The 20968-nt window shown below is 67.0% G+C and carries 20 protein-coding genes; 8 read left to right on the top strand and 12 right to left on the bottom strand.

The features are described from left to right. The first annotated feature begins 52 nt into the window (after positions 1 to 52). Complete coding sequence (locus K3U96_RS24585; protein WP_220691376.1) at positions 53 to 1465, top strand: NCS2 family permease; 1413 nt, start codon at positions 53 to 55, stop codon at positions 1463 to 1465. Between the two features lie 8 nt (positions 1466 to 1473). Here the strand turns inward: K3U96_RS24585 and K3U96_RS24590 are convergent, their stop codons facing one another. Continuing rightward, complete coding sequence (locus K3U96_RS24590) at positions 1474 to 2151, bottom strand: IF2 family translation initiation factor (protein ID WP_220691377.1); 678 nt, start codon at positions 2149 to 2151, stop codon at positions 1474 to 1476. Positions 2152 to 2153: 2 nt separating this feature from the next. Continuing rightward, complete coding sequence (locus K3U96_RS24595) at positions 2154 to 2729, bottom strand: general stress protein CsbD (protein ID WP_069405993.1); 576 nt, start codon at positions 2727 to 2729, stop codon at positions 2154 to 2156. Between the two features lie 145 nt (positions 2730 to 2874). Here K3U96_RS24595 and K3U96_RS24600 point away from each other — a divergent pair, with 145 nt between their 5' ends. Continuing rightward, a complete protein-coding gene (locus K3U96_RS24600) occupies positions 2875 to 3807 on the top strand; it encodes an NAD(P)/FAD-dependent oxidoreductase (RefSeq protein WP_220691378.1) in 933 nt (310 codons plus the stop codon). On the opposite strand, the gene fadD4 is transcribed toward K3U96_RS24600, so the two are convergent. From fadD4 to K3U96_RS24615, 3 genes are read right to left on the bottom strand one after another with little or no spacing between them, the layout of a single operon-like run. Then, a complete protein-coding gene (gene fadD4 / locus K3U96_RS24605) occupies positions 3795 to 5294 on the bottom strand; it encodes a fatty-acid--CoA ligase FadD4 (RefSeq protein ID WP_220691379.1) in 1500 nt (499 codons plus the stop codon). The genes K3U96_RS24600 and fadD4 overlap by 13 nt on opposite strands. Continuing rightward, on the bottom strand, positions 5258 to 5920 hold the full coding sequence (locus K3U96_RS24610) for a nitroreductase family protein (protein WP_230982281.1): 663 nt from the start codon (positions 5918 to 5920) through the stop codon (positions 5258 to 5260). Before K3U96_RS24610 ends, fadD4 begins: the two co-directional genes overlap by 37 nt. After that, positions 5917 to 7002, bottom strand: a complete 1086-nt coding sequence (locus K3U96_RS24615; protein ID WP_220693679.1) for an NAD(P)H-dependent amine dehydrogenase family protein — start codon at positions 7000 to 7002, stop codon at positions 5917 to 5919. The genes K3U96_RS24610 and K3U96_RS24615 overlap by 4 nt, the downstream gene beginning before the upstream one ends. 124 nt (positions 7003 to 7126) lie before the next feature. Here K3U96_RS24615 and K3U96_RS24620 point away from each other — a divergent pair, with 124 nt between their 5' ends. Further along, positions 7127 to 8035, top strand: coding sequence for an enoyl-CoA hydratase (locus tag K3U96_RS24620; protein WP_069406007.1), 909 nt, complete (start codon positions 7127 to 7129; stop codon positions 8033 to 8035). A gap of 86 nt (positions 8036 to 8121) precedes the next feature. On the opposite strand, the gene K3U96_RS24625 is transcribed toward K3U96_RS24620, so the two are convergent. After that, positions 8122 to 9138 (bottom strand): acyl-CoA dehydrogenase family protein, encoded by a 1017-nt coding sequence (locus K3U96_RS24625; protein ID WP_220691380.1) that lies wholly within the window; start codon positions 9136 to 9138, stop codon positions 8122 to 8124. A 101-nt stretch (positions 9139 to 9239) separates the two neighbouring features. On the opposite strand from K3U96_RS24625, the gene K3U96_RS24630 reads away from it, so the two are divergent. Then, positions 9240 to 10400, top strand: coding sequence for an acyl-CoA dehydrogenase family protein (locus K3U96_RS24630; protein ID WP_220691381.1), 1161 nt, complete (start codon positions 9240 to 9242; stop codon positions 10398 to 10400). On the opposite strand, the gene K3U96_RS24635 is transcribed toward K3U96_RS24630, so the two are convergent. Further along, positions 10389 to 11183 (bottom strand): TetR/AcrR family transcriptional regulator, encoded by a 795-nt coding sequence (locus tag K3U96_RS24635; RefSeq protein ID WP_220691382.1) that lies wholly within the window; start codon positions 11181 to 11183, stop codon positions 10389 to 10391. The genes K3U96_RS24630 and K3U96_RS24635 overlap by 12 nt on opposite strands. A 147-nt stretch (positions 11184 to 11330) precedes the next feature. Here K3U96_RS24635 and K3U96_RS24640 point away from each other — a divergent pair, with 147 nt between their 5' ends. Further along, positions 11331 to 12518 carry an amidohydrolase family protein gene (locus K3U96_RS24640; protein ID WP_220691383.1) on the top strand — a complete coding sequence of 396 codons (1188 nt, stop codon included), beginning with the start codon at positions 11331 to 11333 and terminating at the stop codon, positions 12516 to 12518. 85 nt (positions 12519 to 12603) lie between these two features. Here K3U96_RS24640 and K3U96_RS24645 read toward each other — a convergent pair whose 3' ends face one another. From K3U96_RS24645 to K3U96_RS24660, 4 genes are read right to left on the bottom strand one after another with little or no spacing between them, the layout of a single operon-like run. Further along, positions 12604 to 13428, bottom strand: a complete 825-nt coding sequence (locus K3U96_RS24645; protein WP_069407837.1) for an enoyl-CoA hydratase/isomerase family protein — start codon at positions 13426 to 13428, stop codon at positions 12604 to 12606. Further along, positions 13425 to 14489, bottom strand: a complete 1065-nt coding sequence (locus K3U96_RS24650; RefSeq protein WP_069407838.1) for a hydroxyacid dehydrogenase — start codon at positions 14487 to 14489, stop codon at positions 13425 to 13427. Before K3U96_RS24650 ends, K3U96_RS24645 begins: the two co-directional genes overlap by 4 nt. Continuing rightward, a complete protein-coding gene (locus tag K3U96_RS24655) occupies positions 14486 to 15601 on the bottom strand; it encodes a TauD/TfdA family dioxygenase (RefSeq protein ID WP_220691384.1) in 1116 nt (371 codons plus the stop codon). Before K3U96_RS24655 ends, K3U96_RS24650 begins: the two co-directional genes overlap by 4 nt. 32 nt (positions 15602 to 15633) lie before the next feature. Next, on the bottom strand, positions 15634 to 16479 hold the full coding sequence (locus tag K3U96_RS24660) for an HpcH/HpaI aldolase family protein (RefSeq protein ID WP_220691385.1): 846 nt from the start codon (positions 16477 to 16479) through the stop codon (positions 15634 to 15636). A 40-nt stretch (positions 16480 to 16519) separates the two neighbouring features. Between K3U96_RS24660 and K3U96_RS24665 the strand changes: the two genes are divergently transcribed. The 3 genes from K3U96_RS24665 to K3U96_RS24675 are packed head-to-tail and all read left to right on the top strand — an operon-like array spanning position 16520 to position 19405. Next, a complete protein-coding gene (locus K3U96_RS24665; protein WP_220691386.1) occupies positions 16520 to 17665 on the top strand; it encodes an acetyl-CoA acetyltransferase in 1146 nt (381 codons plus the stop codon). After that, complete coding sequence (locus K3U96_RS24670; protein WP_220691387.1) at positions 17662 to 18102, top strand: Zn-ribbon domain-containing OB-fold protein; 441 nt, start codon at positions 17662 to 17664, stop codon at positions 18100 to 18102. Before K3U96_RS24665 ends, K3U96_RS24670 begins: the two co-directional genes overlap by 4 nt. Then, positions 18095 to 19405 carry an amidohydrolase family protein gene (locus tag K3U96_RS24675; RefSeq protein ID WP_220691388.1) on the top strand — a complete coding sequence of 437 codons (1311 nt, stop codon included), beginning with the start codon at positions 18095 to 18097 and terminating at the stop codon, positions 19403 to 19405. Before K3U96_RS24670 ends, K3U96_RS24675 begins: the two co-directional genes overlap by 8 nt. On the opposite strand, the gene K3U96_RS24680 is transcribed toward K3U96_RS24675, so the two are convergent. Beyond that, on the bottom strand, positions 19402 to 20916 hold the full coding sequence (locus tag K3U96_RS24680; protein WP_220693680.1) for a class I adenylate-forming enzyme family protein: 1515 nt from the start codon (positions 20914 to 20916) through the stop codon (positions 19402 to 19404). The genes K3U96_RS24675 and K3U96_RS24680 overlap by 4 nt on opposite strands. Positions 20917 to 20968: the final 52 nt, after the last annotated feature.

Raw genomic sequence — 20968 nt, forward strand, 5'->3', positions numbered from 1 at the left:
CCGACCCCGACGACCGGCGGGTGCGCGCCGGTGCCCGTCATAGGCTCGACCGATGAACCGTCTCGACCGCTTCTTCGAGATTTCGGCGCGGGGGTCGACGGTGGCCAGCGAGCTACGCGGCGGCCTGGTCACGTTCATCGCGATGGCCTACATCATCGTGCTGAACCCGATCATCCTCGGCGGCACCGACGATGTCGCGGGCAACAGCCTGCAATTCGCCCAGGTCTCGGCGGTGACGGCGCTGGCCGCGGGCGTGATGACCATCCTGTTCGGCGTGGTCGCGCGGTTACCGTTCGGGTTCGCCGCCGGGCTGGGGATCAACTCGTTCGTCGCAACCACCCTGGTCGGCTCGCTGACCTGGGCCGAAGCCATGGGCCTTGTCGTCATCAACGGCGTCATCATCGTCGTGCTGGCCGCGACCGGGCTGCGCAGGCTGGTGTTCGACGCGGTGCCGATGCCGCTCAAGGTAGCCATCACCGCGGGTATCGGGTTGTTCATCCTGTTCATCGGGTTGGTCGACGCCGGCTTCGTCGGCTCCACCGGGGCCGCTTCCCCGCCGGTCGGACTCGGCGGCGACGGCAGCGGGTCGATCGGCACCGTGCCCACGGTCGTGTTCGTGTCGACGCTGTTGTTGACCGGGGCGCTGGTCGTGCGGCGGGTGCCCGGCGCCATCCTCATCGGGCTCACCGCAGGCACCGTGGCCGCCGTGGTCATCGAGGCGATCTGGCACCTGGGCGTGGCGGCTGATCATCCGGGCGGATGGTCGTTGTCGGCGCCGACGCTGTCGGGTTCGCCGTTCGCCGTGCCCGACCTGTCCCTGGTCGGCGCCGTCAGCCTGGACAGTTTCAGCCGCATTGGGGCGATCGCTGCGATCATGTTCGTGTTCACGCTGGTGTTCGCGAACTTCTTCGACGCGATGGGCACCTTCACCGGGTTGTCCCGCGAGGCCGGGCTGGCCGACGAGAACGGCGTCTTCCCCAGGCTGCGCGCGGCGCTGATCGTCGAGGGTGCGGGCGCAGTCGTCGGCGGCGCCGCGTCCGCGTCGTCGAACACCGTGTTCGCCGAATCCGGTGCGGGCATCGGCGAAGGCGCCAGGACCGGCCTGGCCAACCTGGTGACCGGGGCGCTGTTCCTCGCCGCGATGTTCATCTCGCCGCTGGCGTCCGTGGTGCCGACCGAGGTCGCCGCCGCGGCACTGGTCGTCGTCGGCGTGATGATGGCGTCGCACCTGCGCCACGTCGACCTCTCCGAATTCTCGGTGGCGCTGCCGGTGGTGCTCACCGTGGTCACGATGCCGTTCTCCTACTCGATCGCAAACGGCATCGGTGTCGGTTTCATCGCCTGGGTCGTAATGCGTTCAGCCGCAGGCAAAGCCCGCGAGATCAGCCCGCTGCTGTGGATCGTGACAGCAGGATTTCTGGTCTACTTTGCCCGCGGCTGGATCGAGTCGCTGCTCGGCATGTGATCACCCGGTCAGCCGGAGGACTCACCGTCGGCTTGGCGCTTGCGCTTCTCCGCGTCGGCGAGCTGCTCCATTTGGTCGGCCTGAGCGCGCTTGTTGGCCGCGGCGATGCGCTTGTCCGTCGAATCGTCGAGCTTGGCGGTGGCTGCCGCGGTGACCCGCTGCTCGGCCTTGGTGATCTCGGCGCGTTCCTGGTTCTTGGCCGACTCGGCGGACTTCTTCCGCTGTGCCGCGGCGTCGTCGGCGCGCTTGCTGCCGCTCGAGATCCGCTGCTCTGCGTTCTCGACGGCCGCGCGGTTACGCCGCTGGGCGTCGGTCTGCGCCTGCTTGATCTGCCGGTCCTTGTCGGCACGCGCCTGCGATTTGGCCTCGGTCGCCTGCTCGCGGGTTTCCTCGAGCTCGGTGTTGGCCTGCTTGACCCGCTGAGTGGCGGTCTCCTCCAGCTGGACCGCGCGGCGCAGCGCGTCGCTGCGCTCGATCAGCGCCGTGCCCCGCTGCTCCACCTCGGGGGCGTCGAGCACGCTGCCGACGGTGACGTCGAGCTTGCCGAGCGAACGCTCGTAGAACAGCCGGGCCGGGGCCTCGGAATCCATCTTTGCGACCACCTGGTCCTCGATGACCTGCAGCGGGAACCGGGCGAGTTGGTACTGGAAACGCAGTACTGCGAACGGAACGTCGGTGATCTTCATGGTCAGCTTCCTTCCTGGTCGCGCGGTACGCCCGCGTCATCGGCGAGTTCCTCGGCGCGGTCGCGGGCGCGCGCGGCGTCGGCGCGGTCATGCGCCGATGCCCGCACCGACGACCACTGGTCATCGAGGGCCTCGTCGGCTTCTGCGTTCGCGGCTGCGGTCTCGGCCCGCTCGTGCGCCCTGGCCTGCTGCACCTGGGCCTGCGCGTCGCGTTCGGCCTGGCGGCGTTGGGCGGCCAGATCCTGGTGCGCGGTCTCTGTCACGGCGCGCTTCTGCTCGGCCCGCTGCTGGTCGGCGCGCTGTTTCTCGGTCGCGGCCTGGGCCTCGACGTCGGCGCGCTCAGCGGCGCCTTCGATGCGCGCTTCGGTCGCCTCGGTGCGCGCCTGCTCGGCTTGGGCGTCTGCCACCGACTCGGTCGTGCTGGCTTCCTTGCGGTTACGCGCTTCGGTCTGCTCGAGCTGCCCCTCGGCGGTCAGCGAGTCGTTGCCGGTGACAGCGCCGGCGATTTCCTTCGCCTTGCCCTTCACCGACGCGATCAAACCCTTACGCGCCTGGTCGGCCTTGTTGTGCTGGGTCACTTGACAATCCTCCTGAGATCTACGGGGAACGGGTTTGACCGATCCCGCCGACCTCAAACGCGATGTGCCTAGTGCCACTACCCGTCGCGGTTGTTTTCGGCCGCGAAAGGTTTGGCTAGCAGCGGCACCGGGAAACGCTCGCGCCATGAGTGACGACTGGGAATGCGTCGTCGTCGGCGCAGGTGCGGCGGGTTTGAGCGCCGCGCTGGTGCTGGGCCGGGCGCGCCGACGCACCCTGGTGATCGACGCCGGCGAGCCGAGCAATTCCGCAGCTCCGATGATCGGCGGGCTGCTGGGCCATGACGCTCGCCCGCCTGCGGAGCTGTACGAGACGGGGCGCCGCGAGCTCGCGGCCTATCCCAGCGTGCGCTACCGCGCGGGGAAGGTGGTCAGCGGCGCACCGGTCGACGACCGGTTTGTGCTCGAACTCGACGACGGTGAGCAGGTGGTTACCGGGCGGGTGCTGCTGGCCACCGGCATGCAGTATTGCCCGCCCGACCTGCCCGGGCTCGACGCGCTCTGGGGCGTCTCGGTGTTCCAGTGTCCGTTCTGTCACGGCTGGGAGATGCGGGACAAGCGGCTGGCCGCGCTGGCCGCGGGCGAAGAGGGGGTCCACGCGGCGTTGATGTTGCGGGGCTGGAGCGACGACGTCGTCCTTCTCACCGACGGGTCAGCCGAGCTCGACGCCGACGGGCGTCGGCGGTTGTCAGCGGCCGGCGTCGCCGTCGACGAACGCCGCGTCGTCGAACTCATCGGCCACGACAGCCAGCTGACCGCGGTGGCCTTCGCCGATGTCGGCCGGCTGCCGCGAGATGGGCTCCTGGTCGAGGCCCCGCTGCGGCAACGGTCGGCACTTGCCGAGCAACTCGGTGCGGCCTGCGCCGACGGCCCACTTTCCTGTGACACCGTCGACGTCGACCCACTGCACCGAACCAGCACACCGGGAGTGTTCGCCGCGGGCGACCTGTGCGCCGAGCAGCCGTATGTGGCCGGAGCCATCGCGGCGGGCTCACAAACCGCGATGATCGTCGTCCAGAGCCTTCTGGCGGACGAATTTCAGCTGCCTTACCCGCCGTAACGTTTGATCAGCTTGCGCTTGTACAGCTTTCCGGCGTCGGTGCGGGGCAGCTCAGCTTCGAAGAAGATGGCTCGGGGGCACTTGTGGTGCGCCAACCGCTCTTTGAGCCAACCGGTCAACGCCTCGGCGAGCGCGCCGTCGGCCAAGTCCGGTTCAGCCAACTGCACGACGGCCGTGACGCGCTGGCCCATCACCTCGTCGGGCACCCCGAACACCGCCGCGTCGACGACGAGCGGATGGCTGATCAACATGTTCTCGGTTTCCTGCGGGTAGATGTTCACCCCGCCGGAAATGATCATGTGATCGCGCCGGTCGGTGAGGTACAGATAGCCGTCCTCATCGAGGTAACCGACGTCTCCCACCGTGACCCAGCCCTGGGGCGAGCGCGCCGCAGCGGTTTTGGCGTCGTCGTTGAGGTACGCGAACTCGTACCCGCCCTCGTAATAGATTTCGCCGATCTGTCCCGCGGGCACTTCGGATCCGTTGTCGTCGAGGATGTGTGGCGTGCCCAGCAGCGGACGCCCGACCGAGCCCGGATGACGGAGCCACTCCTGGGCCCGGATGAAGGAGATGCCGGCGCCCTCCGAAGATCCGTAGTATTCGTCGATGATCGGCCCCCACCAAGCGATCATCTGGCGTTTGATCTCCGGCGGGCACGGCGCCGCGGCGTGTACGACGCGCTCGAGGCTGGAAAGGTCGTACCCGGCGCGGGTCGCCTCGGGCAGCCGCAACATCTTCACGAACATCGTCGGGACGAACTGCGCGTGGGTGACCCGGTACCGCTGTATACACGCCAGCGCCTCCTCGGCGTCGAAGCGTTCCATGATCACCGTCGTCGCGCCGGCGGACTGCGCACACATGGTCCACATCGCGGGCGCGGTGTGGTACACCGGCGCGGGGCTCAGATACACCGAATCACACGTCACACCAAGCGCTTCGAACACCGGCGTCGACATCGTGACCCCGGTCGACCCGGCGGGCGGCAGCGGTCGGCGGATCCCCTTGGGGCGCCCGGTGCTGCCTGCCGAGTACTGCAAGAGTTGGCCGGTGCGGGTGTCGGTGATCGGCGCCGGCGGTTCACCGGCCACACACTCGGGATAGCGCTGCCAGCCCGCGAGGTCGTCGTCGGCGATCAACGCCAGCGTCGGCAAACCGGATGGTAGCGCTTCGCAGGCGGCCCGCATCGCCTGCGACGAGATGATCGCCTTCGCCCCGCTGTCGCCGACGATATAGGCGATTTCAGCCGCCGACAGGTGCGTGTTGATCATGGTGTAGTACAGACCGCACCGACGCGCCGCCCACATCGCTATGTGGACATGCTCGTTGTTCTCCATGAGCACCGCGATGGTGTCACCGGCGACCAGGCCGGCGCCGCGCAGGAAACGCGCGAGACGGTTGGCGCCGTCATCGAGGTCACCGAACGTCACAACGGTGCCCGAAGGGTGCAGTATTACCGCGGGTTTCGCGCCGGCCACGGCTGATCCCATCGATCGACCACCGCCACCTCTCCAATGGGTTTGCGACGCACCAACTTGTGCCTGCCTCTGGGCCACCCCGCCGTCAAAAGTGTCGCGATCATCCAGTCGTCGGGTATCCCGACCAGTTCGCGTAACTGATCCTCGCAGGCCATGTGCCACAAGGTGATGGCCACGCCCAGTCCCTGGCTGCGGGCGGCCAGTACGAAGTTCTGCACCGCCGGAAACACCGACCCGCCTTGCTGCAACTCGGACGCCCCGGCCTGCGGCTGCACGCAGAACAGCACGAGGGCAGGCGCCGCACCGCCGACACGCATGTGCTCGGCCATGGCGCGCAGCACACGGGACTTGGAGTCGTCGGCGCCCTGCGCGGGCGCGGAGACCCGGTAGAAATCCTTGAGCTCTTCCCACGTCCGGTGGGCGGCAGCGGTGACGACGGCCCGGGCCTGCTCGGACCGCAGCACGACGAACCGCCACGGCTGCTGATTGCCGCCCGACGGTGCCCAGGTCGCCGCAGAAAGACACCGGTCCAGGGTGGCGTCGTCGACGGGTTCGTCACGATATCTACGGACCGTCGATGCGGTGCTCATGACCGTCCAGATGTCGCCCGATGTGGTCGGCACCGATTCCGGGGTCATGTCCGCGTCGTAGCCGGAAGCACACCGCGCCAGGTGCCGCCCCGCACCGGACCGGTGACCAGCGGCAGGTCCAGGGTCGACAGCAGGCCCGGCGGTGCGGCCATCACCGCGGGAATGGCGTTGAGTTCGCGCATGACGGTCGCATAGGTCAAGCCGCGCATGTTGTTACCTCGACCGTGCATCTCGATGTCGACCGTGTAGGTCGGCAGGCCGTCGACGATCACGCGGTAGCCACCGTGTGGCGACGGGTGCCGTGGCCAATCCGGGGCCGAGCCTTCGCCCATCCGGGTGATGTGCTCGAGCACGACGCGTTCCTCGTCGTCCACCATGCCCGCGAGCTTGAACCGCATGCCACCCATGGTGCCTGGCTCGATCCAGCCGGACGCGACCTCGTAACGCTCTGTGGCCAAACACTTCTCGATCGTGGTCTCCACACGATCGAGCGGTAAGCCCACGCCGTCGGCGACAAGGTGAACGGTGGGCGCCCAGAGCGCGGCGAGGCGATCGGTGTCGAACAGCGGGGCCGGATGGTCAGGCGGGTGACCGAAACCCATGAAGTCGAACATGATGTCGGGCTGGTTGATCGGGCCGTAGTCGAGGAGTTCGAGCATGGTGATCGTGTCGACGCGGCTGCTGAACCCCGTCATGGTCAGCGCGATGACGTCGTTGGCCCATCCGGGGTCGACGCCGCTGTTGAAGAAGCTGGTGCCGCCTTCCTCGCAGGCGGCGGCGATCAGCTCGACCGTCTCCTTGTCGGCCGCAGGCGGATAACACATCGGCACCAGCGACGTGCAGACCACGTTTCTGCCGGCGCGCAGGCAGCGGGCGATGTCCTCGGCTGCCTCGCGGTAGCGGTAGTCCCCGGATGCAAAGTACGCCACCACATCGGCGTCCAGCGCCAGCGCGGCATTGATATCTCGGGTTGCCACGACGCCGGTTTCGGGCATTCCGCACAGCGCGCCCGCGTCCATACCGTCCTTGGCCTCGGCGTGCACGACGACGCCGACCAGGTCGAGGCCGGGATGTGCGATCAGTGCGCGCAGCGCCCCCACCCCGACTTGACCGGGACCCCAGAGGATCACCCGCGGGTTACGCTGGCCGTCCGTCATGCACACCCTTTCCCTGGCCGGACCTCGATCTGTGAGAACATACCTTCTCATTCATCGATAACACCATTACCGCATTGAGAGCACCGTGGAGGAAGCCGTGACCGATTACAAGTTCTTGAAATGGGAGACGTTCGACGACGGTCAGATCGTGCGGATCTCGCTGAACCGGCCAGAGCAGCGCAATGCGCAGAACCGCGGAATGCTGGTCGAACTCGACGACGCGTTCCGGCGCGCCGAGGCCGACGACGAGGTCCGCGTCGTCATCCTCGCCGGCGAGGGGCCGATGTTCTCCTCCGGCCACGACATCGGCTCCAAACAGGCCCGCGCCGAATTCATGGCGGGCCCGGATCAACACCCGACGGCGGCGATCGACGGCGGCACCCGCGAGGGTGCCGAGAAGATCATGCTGCAGGAGTGGCACTACTTCTTCCAGAACAACCTGCGTTGGCGCAATCTGCGCAAGATCACGATCGCGCAGGTGCACGGTGATGTCTTCTCGGCGGGCCTGATGCTGATCTGGGCGTGCGACCTGATCGTCGGAAGCGAGGAGGTGCGCTTCGCCGACGTCGTCGGTACCCGGCTGGGCATGTGCGGCATGGAGTATTTCGGGCATCCGTGGGAGTTCGGTCCCCGCCGCGCCAAGGAGTTGATGCTCACCGGCGACGCGATCGACATCGAGGAGGCCTACCGCCTCGGGATGGTGAGCAAGGTCTTCAAACGCGACGAACTGGCCGACCGCACCCTGGAATTGGCGCGCCGCATCGCCACCGTCCCGACGATGGCGGCGCTGCTCATCAAGGAATCGGTGAATCAGTCCGTGGACAACATGGGGTTCTACAACGCCTTGCAGTCCTGCTTCACGCTGCACCAACTCAACCACTCGCACTGGGTCGGCGTCCGCGACGACAAGCGCGCCACCGCGGGTGAGGAGCAGGGGGTGCCGAACTGGCGCACGGCGCCGCCGGTCGTGTTGTCGGTGAAGGATCAGGTGCGCGCCGAGGCGTGACGGTCACCCGGCCGAACGTGGGTTACCGTCACGCATTCGGCGCGTGAGACGTGCATCAATCCCACATTCGCCGGACGCGCACCGGTTCAGCCGGTGACCGCTCCGTAACGGGCATCCGCAACGCGGTCCAGCGCGACGCCCGGTTCGCCGTACACCATGGCCCAGCCGCGGGCCCGCCGGTAGTACAGCTGGATGTCGCCTTCCATCCCGAAGCCGTAGCCGCCGTGGATGTGCAGGCTGCGGTGCGTGGCGTCACGCGCTGCCTCGTGCGCGAACGCGAATGCCATCGCGGCTAGCTCGGTGACGCGCTGTGGTTCGTCGGCGAACGCACAGGCCGCCTCCAGTGCCAACAGCCGCGCCCCGTCGGCAGCGGTGGCGCTGTCGGCCAGCGGATGCGACACGGCCTGGAACGCTCCGATCGGGGTGCCGAACGCATGCCGTTGTTTGGCGTACTCGACGCCGATCTCGACGGCCTTGTTCGCGACGCCGGCCAGCGCCGCGGCGGTCAGGGTCAGCCATTCGTCGACGCCGTGCGAGAACAACCGGCTGGCCTGTTCGCCGTCGGCCAGCAGCGCGACGTCGTCTCCGACCGCGATATCCGCCAGCGGCAACGACCCGAGGTTCTGCACGATTGCCGGCTCCACGACGGGTGCCGCGAGCAGGCGCCCGTCGACCAAGGCCACCACCGCATCCGCGACGGCGCCCGCGGGCACGAGTCCCAGCGTGGTACCGCCGTAGGGCCGGGGTGCGAAGCTGACCAACTTCTCGCCGGCGAGCGCCGCGGCCAGCCATGGCGCACCAGCCCGACCGCACGCGGCCAGCAGTCGCGCCGCCACCTGCGCCTCGATCACCGGAGCCGACGCGAGCGCCCTGCCGTACTGTTCGGCGCACAACGCCAGTTCCAGCACCGAAGCGCCCCAACCACCGTCGACCTCGTCCACGGCCATCTCCAGGGCACCGGTTTCCTGCAGCGCCTGCCACAGCTTCTGGTCGAAACCCAAGGGCTCGGCGGCCCGCACGCGCTCAGACGTGAACTCGCGTCCGTACATCGCGGCGAAGGAATCGACGAGTTGTCGCTGTTCGTCGGACAAGCTCAGATCCACGCGATTCCTCTCACGTGCGAATATGGCTACTCTCAGTTTTGAGAGTAACATTATCGTCTGCTTCTGCCCCCATCGCGTTCCCGACAGATTGGTTCCCGCTCATGCACTTTCAGCCCGACAGCGCGACCGAGGCGTTCCGGGCCGGGGTGCGCGCGCATCTCGACGACGTGCTGACTGCGGAGTTCGAGGAGCGGATCTACCGCAGCGGCGTCGCGCACGACGACGACTTCGCCAGGGGCCTCGTCGACAAGGGCTACTTCGCCCCGAGCTGGCCTGCCGAACTCGGTGGACAGGATCGCAACGCCTGGCAGGAGCAGGCGCTCAACGAGGAGCTCATGCGCTGCGATGCGCCCGTGTACCTGTCGGAGACCACGCGCATGGTCGCGTCGATCATTCGGGAGATCGGCACACCTGCGATGAAGGACCGCATCGTGCGTGGCGCGTTGAGGGGTGACATCACGATTGCGCTCGGCTTCAGCGAACCCGAGTGCGGCTCGGACGTAGCCGCGGCGGCCACCAGGGCGGTGCGCGACGGTGACGAATGGGTCATCAACGGCTCCAAGATGTTCACCACCAACGGCCACATCGCCGACTATGTCTTCCTACTGGCCCGCACCAGCCCCGACAAGCCGAAGCACAAGGGCCTCACGATGTTTCTGGTGCCGCTGGACTCCGAGGGCGTCGAAGCGCAAGCGGTGTGGACGCTGTCCGGCGAACGCACGAACATCACCTTCTACAGCGACGTGCGCATCGGCGACGAGTGGCGGATCGGCGATGTCGACGCCGGTTGGCAGGTGCTGGGTCTGTCGCTACAGGATGAGCACGCGTCGGGATGGGGACCGCACATCGCCCGCCTGCTGCACCATGCCGAGGCGTGGGCATCGAACGCGTCGTCAGCCGACGGATCGCCCCGAATCGCGAAACCTGAAGTGCGGCGGCGGATCGCGCGGGTCGCGATGGAGCTCGAGGTGGCGATGCTGCTGCAGCGCCGATGCGTGTGGATGGCCGAGAACGGTCAGACCCCGGTCGCGGAGGGCCCGATGTCGAAGGTCTTCTCCACCGAGGCTCTGGTGCGCGCCAGCCAGGACATCGTGGAACTCGTCGGACCCGATGCGATGCGGTCCTACTTCGAGCCGACCGCACCCGAGCAGGGCCGCTTCGAACACCTGATGCGCTTCTCGCTGGGCACGACGATCTACGCAGGCACCAGCGAGGTGCAGCGCACCATCATCGCCCAACGCGGGCTGGGCCTACCCCGTTAGATCTTTGGGCTTACGCGTGCTGCTGCGGCGCGGTGTGGACTTGGCGGTGACGGCCTTCTTGGGCATGCTCGCGGGCGGCGTCAGCGCTTGCAGGCACCACGCCCACAGCTGGTCCTCGGTGAGCTCGGTGCCCTTGCCGCCCAGATGGAAGACCCCGATCTGGGCGAGCGCGATCAGCGTCGAGTTCAGCAGGGTCGTCAACTGCGCGGGGGTCATGTCCTTGCGGACCAACCCGGCGCGAGAGCAGGCCGTGAGGATCTTGGTGAGCAGCTTTTGGTGCGGCTCCCAGATCTTGGCGAAATCGGCAGGCCGCTCGATCTCCAGACTCAGGTTGTAGATCGTCATCACCCGGCCGCCGATGGCCTCGGATGATTCGGCCCGCGAGAGGAATCCACGACAGAACGCCTCGAGTTGCTCCATCGGACCGTCCGCGGCCGCCACCTCGTGGCGGATCGCTTCGATGAACTGGCTGGTGGCGTTCTCGTAGAGCGCCAGCAACAGTTCTTCCTTGCCCGCGAAATGCTGGTAGAACGCGCGCAGGCTCAGGTTCGAGCGGTCGATGAGCGTCTGGATGGTGAAATCGGCGCGACCGGATTCCTCGACCAGTTCCAACGCCGTGGCCAGGAAGCGCGAACTACGCGCCAGCGCACGCGCACGCGCCTGGCTGAGCCGCCGCTCGATGGTGCGTTCCTGCCAACTGCTCGGCACTTCGGAGTCGGGCTCGACACCGACGAGCTCGAGATCGGCGTCAGAGGTGCGCGCAGCGCGTTTCTTCGCAGTCATGATGCCTTGAGAATACGCGTTCCCTGCACGATTCACGTCAGCTGCCCCGCCCCATCACCCGTGCGGTACTCTGGAAACGATGATTCTCGATTGTGGGAACATTCGTTTCGCACGTGCGTGGCCGGCCGTCGCCTAAGGAGTACAGCGTTGACCGCAGATATCCTGATCGTCTCGCCAGATGACCACCTCGTGGAGCCGGCCGATCTGTGGACCAGCCGGCTACCCGAGCGCTACCGCGACATCGGGCCGCGGATCATCCGCAAACGCGGGCGAATGGACCCCACGGTCACCTCCGATGTCGTGTTCGTCGAGGACGAGGACGGTCGCGACGCCGACATCTGGCACTACGAGGATGCGGTCATCCCGATCCCGCTCATCAGCGCCGCGGCCGGCTACGAACTCGACGAGCTCAGCACCGACCCGATCACCTACGACGAGATGCGCCCCGGCTGTTACCGTCCGGCCGACCGGCTCGCCGACATGGACATCGCCGGTATCGAGGCATCGGCCTGCTTCCCCAACACGCTGGTCCGGTTCTGCGGGCAGCGCTTCCTCTACGGCAAGGACAAGGACCTTGCGTTGCTCTGCGTGCAGGCCTACAACGACTTTCAGATCGACGAATGGGGCGGCGGTTCCGGCGGCCGTCTGATCCCGCTGGGCATCATCCCGCTCTGGGACGTCGAGCTCGCCGCCGAAGAGGTCGAACGCGTCGCCACCAAAGGCATGCCCGCGGTGTGCTTCTCGGAGCTGCCGTCGCGACTGGACCTGCCCTCCATCCACAGCGGCTATTGGGACCCGTTCTTCGCCGCATGCGAACGCAACGACGTCGGCATCATGCTGCACATCGGATCGAGCTCGTCGCTGACGAAGTCCTCCCCGGATTCACCCCACGTCGTCACCAGCGCACTCATGGCGGTCAACTGCACCATCGCACTGGTCGACTGGCTGTTCTCCGCGAAACTCAAACAGTTCCCCGGCCTCAGGATCGCGTTCGCCGAGGCGCAAGCCGGCTGGATCCCCTACTACCTGCAACGCGTCGACGAGGTCTGGGAGGACCGGCGGGCATGGGGCGGCATCCATCCGCTGCTGACCGAACCGCCCAGCACCCAGGTGCCCGGCCGGGTGTGGTTCTCCACCTTCGGTGACCCGGTCGCATTCCGCATCCTCGACCTCGTCGGCCCGGACCAGCTCATGTTCGAGACCGACTATCCGCACAACGACACCAACTGGCCGCACAGCATGGAGGTCGCCAACAAGGCGACCGAGGGCCTGGACGAAGAAACGAAGCGCAAGGTGTTGTCCACCAACGCCAAGACGTTCTTCGGAATGGTGTAGGGCTCTCCTTTTCCCCGCGAGCAGACGTGAAAACTCCTTAGAATCCGTGAGATTGGGGGGGTTCTGCGTCTGCTCGCCGGAGTCGTTACCGGGCTTTCCAGTCAGGTTTGCGCTTCTCGAGGAACGCGCGCGGCCCTTCGATGGCGTCCTTGGTCAGAGCCACCTTCATGCGGTAGTTCTCGGCCAGCAGCTCAGCCTCGTAGATCGGCAGCGTCAGGCCCTTGCGCACGGCCATCCGCGACCCTCGAACCGCAAGGGGGGCGTTGGAGTTGACGATCTCGGCGATCTCCCAGGCGCGGTCCATGAGGGTGTCGTGGGCCACCACCTCGGTGAAGATGCCGAGATCGTAGGCGCGCTGGGCGTCGAGCTGTTCGTGCCTGCCCATCAGGATCAGCCGCATGGCCACCGGCAGCGGCAGGATCCTGGCGAGCCGGACCCCTTCGCGCCCGGAGGTGACACCGATGCTGACATGCGGGTCCATCAACGTCGCACGCTCGGAGGCGATCGTGATGTCGGCGGTCGTGACGAGGTCCATGCCCGCGCCGCAGGCGATGCCGTTGACCGCACAGATGATCGGCTTGGTCATCTGCAGCCACGGTGGCGTCGCCTCCTGCGGTGCATCCCACTGCCGCATCGAGTTGAGGATGGGCTCGCCCTGGTTGTCGATTCCCGGCGCATTCTCCATGTCGTGGTCGGCGGCCTTGTTGACGTCGGCTCCGACGCACAGTGCGCGGCCCGCACCCGTCACGATGACGGTCCAGATCTTCTCTGCCCGTTCGATTTCGGTGTACACCTCGGCGAGCTCGGCGATCATCTCGTCGTTGATCGCGTTGAGCACTTCGGGCCGGTTCAGGGTCACACACGCGGTATGACCGGAAACCTCGAACGTGATCGTGTCGTATTTCGTCATCTCACTCCACAGCTGGCGGTCGGGCGGACACCCAAGATTTCGAGGAAACGATCGCAGTAGCGCGGCCACACCTCCGGGTTGAGCAACCGGGGCGGTATCCGCCCGGCAAAGATCGTCTGCCACTGGGTGGCGGTGGCGACCGCGATATCGTGAGCCGCCTCCACCGTGATGCCCGCGACGTGTGGGGTGGCGACCACGTTGTCGAGCCGCAGAAGCGGGTTGTCCTGCCGGGGTGGCTCCTCGTGGAACACGTCGAGACCCGCACCGGCAATCCGTCCGCCGACCAGGGCGTCGTAGAGGGCCGCTTCGTCGTGCACCGGCCCGCGCGCGGTGGTGATGAAGTACGCCGACGGTTTCATGGCGGCAAACTGCCTGGCGCCGAACAACCCTCGCGTCTCGGCGGTCAACGGGCAGGTGAGCTGAACGAAGTCCGACCGTTCCACCAGTTCGTCGAGCGCCACCAGGGTCACTCCCCTGTCGCGGGCGCTCGCTTGGTCGACGTAGGGATCGAAGACCAGCACCTCCATGGCGAACGGGGCGCACAGCTGGACGAGCCGGCCGCCGATGGCCCCCAGGCCGACGACACCGAGCGTTTTGCCCAGTAGCTGCGTGCCGCGCAGCGCCAATCGGTCACCGAGCGGGCCGGTGCGCAACGCCCGGTCGGCCGCGGTGATCTTCTTGGCCAGATCGAGCATCAACCCCAGTGCGTGTTCGGCCACCGCTTCGGCTCCGGGACCGGAGTTGTTGCACACCGCGATTCCCGCGCGGGTACACGCCTCGACGTCGATCACGTCGTATCCGGCGCCCGCCGAGCACACGGCAAGCAGCCGGGGGCAGCGGTTCACCAGCGCCGGTGTTGCCAGCCACTGCGCGCCGTCGGCGGCGCAGGCGACGTCGGTCCGCGTGGCGACCTGGTAGCCGTGCGCGGATTCCAGTGCCGCCCAGCCTTCTTCGGGTGCCCGCAGCTCGAGTTTGACGACGTCGATGTCGCTTTCGGCGAGGATATCTCCGGCGACCGGATCGGTCCATCTTTCGTAGACCAGTCGCGGGCGGGCTTTCATCGCTTGATTTTGGGTTTCGCTTGCGCCGCCTTGAACATGTCCGCCAGCGCCGGGTCCACGTTCTTGTAGTCGTTGCGTGCGATCGTGCCGTCGCGCCCGGGCACAGGGTCATAGCCCAGCCGCAGGTCCTTGTTCTCCATGTGGAAGTACTCGCGCCCAAGGGGCAGGCGGCGGTCCTCGCGCGGCACCTCCATCCACGCGCGCAGGAAGCAGCGCGCCTTCTTCGGGTCGGTGCTGCTGACGAAGTCCGACCGCGAGTGGCACATCGCGAAGTTGTTGGCGACCGCGGCTTCACCGGACTCCAGGCGGAACTCGACCTGCTGTTCGACAAGGATGTTGCGCAACAGCTCGACGGCCTCGTTCTGTTCGGGGGTGAACTCCCGGCCCAGCGTGTGCATTGCGGGCAAGATGCTGCTGTACGTGAAGTTGATGCATATCCGCCCGTCGATCTGGGAGAAGATCGGGACGTCGTACGGGGTCACATCGGGTTGATCGTCGGGTTGTTCGCTGCGCCGGTGGTGCGGGAAGCCCTGATAGAGCACCGGCAGCAGGTCGGGGCGCTCGATGAGGATCCGGTTGTGCGCGGCCGGCCCGCTGGCGAACTGACTTTCCCCACCCCGTGCCGCGGGGTACACGCAGAGCAGCGACAGGATGTCTGCGGCGTCGTTGTGCATCGCCAGCTCGGCGCTCGATTTCGTGCCCCTGGCCGGCTGGACGCCGTTGGGCAGCACCTCTTCCTGCACGCGCACCATACGGTGACCAAAGGAGTTGTTGGACACCAGGTAGCCGAGGTGGGTGCAGAAGGCCCAGTAGATGCGTTCGAGGTCGTCGATGGAGTGCTGTTCGACGGGGAATCCGCGCACGCACGCCAGGCCCTTGCCGAACATCAGGTCGCGGTACAGCCGGGCGAGATCGTCGTCGAGATCGGGATGGCGGGCGTCCTCGGGCGTGATGTCGTCGCGATCCTTGTGCGCGGTCTTGGCCAGGATGGACTCCAGCGCGGCCAAGTTGCGCGACGACAGGTCGAAAGCGAAGTCCTCCTTGCTCCTGAAGTCGGCGCCGGTCCATGCCATCGGGTCGGCGACTTGCTCGGCGTAGATCGCGGTAGGCATCAGTCCTCCTGTTGTCGTGACGAGGCTTTCGGTTATCGGCACCGCCGGTCGGCGCCGCTCGCCGGGCGACCCTCGAGCTCACGCAGCGCGTGCGCGCGGGCCGTGGCGGCCTCGGTCATCATCCCGACGTCGGTTCCCGCCGAAATGAATCCAAGCCCCAGGCCCGCGTAGCGTTTCAGCAGGTCAAGGGACCTTATTCCAGCCACTCCCAGCGCGACTCCGTGTGCGCGACAAGCCGCTGCGACCGATTCTACGGCACGGTGGAAATGCTCATTCTCATATTGGCCGTGGATGCCCATCTCGGCGGTCAGATCGCTGGGCCCGAGCAGCAGCATGTCGATGCCGTCGACCGCTGCGATCCGATCGCACGCCGCGACCGCATCGGGGGTCTCGATCATCACCGCCACCACCGTGCGACGTTCGAGCACATCTGTGAGCTCAGCCGCCGGCCGCGGCCCGTATCCGCTCACCGCGTTCGGGCCCGAGATGGACCGATGGCCGTTGGGCGGGAACCGAGCCGCATCGACGACCGCCCGCGCTTCTTCCTGCGAGTTCACATGCGGCACAATCACTCCCACTGCCCCACCGTCGAGGACACGGGCGATGACGCTGGGATCGTGTGACGGCACCCGCACCAGGCCGGAGATGCCGGCGCCGAGCGCGGCCACGCAGAGCATCTGGGCCGTCTCCAGCGAGCACGAGGTGTGTTCCAGGTCGACATACACAGCGTCGTAACCGCAGGCCGCCGCGATGGCCGGGACGTCGGGCGTGCGGGCGTTCAGCAGCGCCAGGCACAGCACCATGCGGTCGCTCGTCAAGGCGTCTCGCAGCGGTCCCGGCACGCACCCACGGTAACCGACTGAGAACGAGGATTCCATCTTCTCGTAAACGGCATTATCGGTGTGGTACCCATTAGATATGTCCCAGAACCGGGTCGCGATCGTCGGCGCCGCGCTGTCGGATTGCGGACGGGTGCCCGACAAGACGGCGACGGCGCTGATGGCTCAGGCCGCGCGGCGCGCGGTCGACGATGCCGGGCTGACCAAAGATGACATCGAAGGCTTCGGCGGCCACGGGACGTTGTTGCCGCCCGTCGAGGTGAGCGAGTACCTGGGCCTGCGGCCGGTGTGGGTCGACGCCACCAACGTCGGCGGCTCGTCGTGGGAGGTGATGGCGGGCCACGCCGCATCGGCGATCGCGGCAGGCGAGGTCGACGTGGTTCTGCTGACCTACGGTTCGACCGCACGCTCGGACGTCAAGCGCCGCGTGCGGGCCTCGGCAGCGGCGCTGAGCACCGGTGGTGCCATGCAGTTCGAAGCGCCCTACGGGGCAACGCTGATCGCCAAGTACGCCATGGCTGCGCGGCGTCACATGATCGAGTACGGGACCACCGTAGCGCAGCTGGCCGAGGTCGCTGTCGCTGCGCACGAGTGGGCCGCCATGAACGAGAACGCCTTTGAGCGCGACCGCATCACCGCCGCGGACGTGGCTTCGGCGCCGATGCTCGCCGACCCGTTCACGGCCAAGCACGTGTGCCTGCGCACCGACGGCGGTGGGGCGGTCGTGCTCGCCAGCGAGCGGGTGGCGAAGAACTGCGCCAAAGAACCGGTCTGGATCCTCGGCGCCGCCGACGCGGCATCGCACGTGAGCATGAGCGAATGGGCAGACTTCACGACATCAGCAGCAGCACAGTCGGGTTCGCGCGCGTTCGCCCAGGCAGGCGTCGCCCCCGCCGACATCGACGTGTGCCAGCTCTACGACTCGTTCACCTCGACGGTGCTGCTGTCGGTGGAGGACCTCGGGTTCTGCGCCAAGGGCGAGGGCGGCCCGTTCATCGGTTCGGGAGCGCTGCGTCCCGGCGGTGCACTGCCCACCAACACCGACGGCGGCGGGCTGGCCTCGTGTCACCCGGGGATGCGCGGCATGTTCCTGATGGTCGAGGCGGTTCGGCAACTGCGGGGTGAATGCGGCGAGCGTCAAGTCGACGGCGCCCGCCTGGCGTGTGTGCACGCGATGGGCGGCTTCTTCACCCACAGCGCGACGATGATCCTGGGGCGGCAATGACGGCCTCGCCGAGCGGCCCGGACCGGCCGACCATCGACACCGACAGCGAGACCTGGTGGGCCGCGGTTCAGGATCGCCGAATCCTGATCAACGCGTGCGGCTCGTGTGGCCGAAATTCGCTGTACGTCCGGCCTTTCTGTCCGCACTGTTGGAGCGAGGACGTGTCGCTGGTGCCCGCCAGCGGACGGGCGCGCCTCTACACGTGGAGCGTCATCCACCAGAACGGCGCGCCCTTCGACGCATGGCTGCCCTACGTCGTCGCCATGGTGGACCTCGACGAGGGCCCCCGGCTGATGACGGTGCTCACTGACTCTCCGGCCGAAGAGCTCTGCGCCGGAATGACACTCACCATCGACTTTCGCGAAGGCGACGACGGATTCGTGGTGCCGGTCTTTCGGCCGGACCGTAACGCACCTGAAGGGAACGGGCATGCATAAGGACGAGATGATCTTGGTGAGCGTGGATGATCACATCGTCGAGCCGCCGGATATGTTCAAAAATCATCTGCCTAAGAAGTATTTGGATGAGGCGCCGCGGTTGGTGCATAACGCTGATGGGTCAGATACCTGGCAGTTTCGTGATGTGGTGATCCCGAATGTGGCGTTGAACGCGGTGGCGGGCCGGCCCAAGGAGGAGTACGGGCTTGAGCCGCAGGGGCTCGATGAGATCCGGCCGGGGTGTTGGCAGGTCGATGAGCGGGTCAAGGATATGAACGCCGGCGGGATTTTGGGGTCGATGTGTTTTCCGTCGTTTCCCGGGTTCGCCGGGCGGCTGTTTGCCACCGAGGATCACGAGTTCTCGTTGGCGTTGGTGCAGGCCTATAACGATTGGCATGTCGAGGAGTGGTGCGGGGCCTATCCGGCGCGGTTCATTCCGATGACGTTGCCGGTGATCTGGGATCCGGTGGCGTGTGCGGCGGAGATTCGGCGTAACGCCGCGCGCGGGGTGCATTCGTTGACGTTCACCGAGAATCCCGCGGCGATGGGTTATCCGAGCTTTCATGATTTCGAGCATTGGAAGCCGATGTGGGATGCCCTGGTCGACACCGACACCGTGCTCAATGTGCACATCGGGTCCTCGGGGCGGTTGGCGATCACCGCCCCGGATGCCCCGATGGATGTGATGATCACCTTGCAGCCGATGAACATCGTGCAGGCCGCCGCCGATCTGTTGTGGTCACGTCCGATCAAGGAGTACCCCGCGCTCAAGATCGCGTTGAGTGAGGGTGGTACGGGCTGGATCCCCTATTTTTTGGAGCGGGTGGATCGCACCTATGAGATGCACTCGACCTGGACCGGTCAGGACTTCGGCGGCAAACTGCCCTCGGAGGTGTTCCGTGAGCACTTCTTGACCTGCTTTATCGCCGATCCGGTCGGGGTGGCCACCCGCGAGCTCATCGGGGTGGACAACATCTGCTGGGAAGCCGACTACCCGCACTCAGACTCGATGTGGCCCGGCGCCCCTGAACAACTGCACGAGGTCCTGACCGCCAACCAGGTCCCCGACGACCAGATCAACAAGATGACCTACCAAAACGCCATGCGCTGGTATCACTGGGACCCCTTCACCCACATCGGCAAAGACCAAGCCACCGTCGGCGCCCTGCGCAAAGCCGCCGAGGGCCATGACGTCTCCATCCAAGCCCTCTCCAAAAAAGAAAAAACCGGCGGATCGAACTGGCAGGACCAGATGAGGAACGTCACCGTGAACACCACGGGGTCTTCGGAGGATCACCGCTAGGGCGAGGCGAGGCGGTCGGCAAGGATCCGCGGGCGCCCCGGCGAACGTGCCTCGAGCGTGTTGCGCTGCACCTTGCCGTTGTCGTTGAGCGGCAGCGGCTCGTTCCACAGCACCAGTTCCTCGGGCAGTTTGTACTTCGGCAACCCGCGGGCGACGAGCACCTCGGTGACGTCGGCGAGCGACAACTCGACGCCCTCCTCGAGCACCATCGCCACCGCGAGCCGCTCGCCGGTGGTCGCGTCGGCGACGGAATACGCAGCGCACTCGCGCACGCCGCGGATGCCGGCCACCGCCTCCTCGACCTCGGCCGCGGGGATCTTCATGCCGTTGCGGATCACGATGTCTTTCAGCCGCCCGATGACGCGCACCCGGTTTTCACTGACCTCCGCGACGTCGCCAGTGCGAAACCAGTCCCCGTCGAACGCGTTCACGTCGTCGTCGATGTCGGTGTAGCCGAGGAAGGTATGCGGGCCCCTGATGCAGCACTCACCCGGGTCCGCCACCGAACCCGCGCGCACCTCGACATCCTTCAGTGCCACACCGTCATCCGCGTGCCGCACCGCCCTGGGCTCTGCTCGCAGCCCCGAGGTGCTGACCGGCGCTTCGGACGATCCGTACGCCCGCATGACGACGATGCCGAAATCGTCCTCGACCCGTTCGACGATGCGCCGGTCGAGCATCGTGCCGCCCAGATACACCGCCCGCAGCGGCACCTCCTGCTCGCGGGCCACCGCTTCGTCGAGCAGCCGGTCGAGCAACCGGTCCGGCCCGCCGTACCACGTCGCCCCCGACGTCAACAGGAGATCGCAGGTGGCCGCGGGATCCCAGCGGTCCTCGAGCACAACCGGCGCAGCGAGCATCGGGCCGATGAACAGCGCCTGCAGCACACCGGTGACCGAGGCGAGCGGGCTGATGAGAAAGATGCGGTCGTCGGCGCCGAGGCCTGCTGCGGCGATGTAGTTGGCCGACGCCTTGGCCAGCGTGCTCAGCGAGTGGATGACGCCCTTGGGCCGAGAGGTGGTGCCCGAGGTGTAGAGCACGAAGGACGGTTCGTCGGCGGGCCGCATCGGCCGGGTAGGCGTCGGCGTGTTCGACGCGCGCGAGATGTCGATCCAACCGCAGACCGAATGCAACGCCGGTTCGCCTGTCAGGCCGATGTCGCCAGCCACCCCGTGCTCGGCGCCGGTGCGCGCCACGACGTCGGCGACCTGCGCTGGGCCTGCGCTGCGCGGGACGAGCAGCACGATCGCGTCGACGCGGATCACGGCGTGTACGGCGACGACGGAGTCGATATCGTTGCCCGCCACGACAACTACGGGCGTGGCCGTGCCGACACCGGCATCCCGCAGTGCATGCGTCGCGCGATCGATCCGTTCGTCGAGGTCTGCGTAGGTGAGTTCGGCGTCTCGGGTGAGTAGCGCCGGTCGCGTCGGATACCGCTCGGCGGTGAAGCGCACGACGTCGAGCGGCCGATCCGACCAGAGATCGGCGGCGCGATACCGGGACCGCAGGCCCTCCGCTCGCTGGTGTGCACAACGCAGCAGCGCGGTAGCCCCCTCCATG

It is taken from the genome of Mycolicibacterium holsaticum DSM 44478 = JCM 12374 (genome assembly GCF_019645835.1).
Taxonomy (GTDB): domain Bacteria; phylum Actinomycetota; class Actinomycetes; order Mycobacteriales; family Mycobacteriaceae; genus Mycobacterium; species Mycobacterium holsaticum.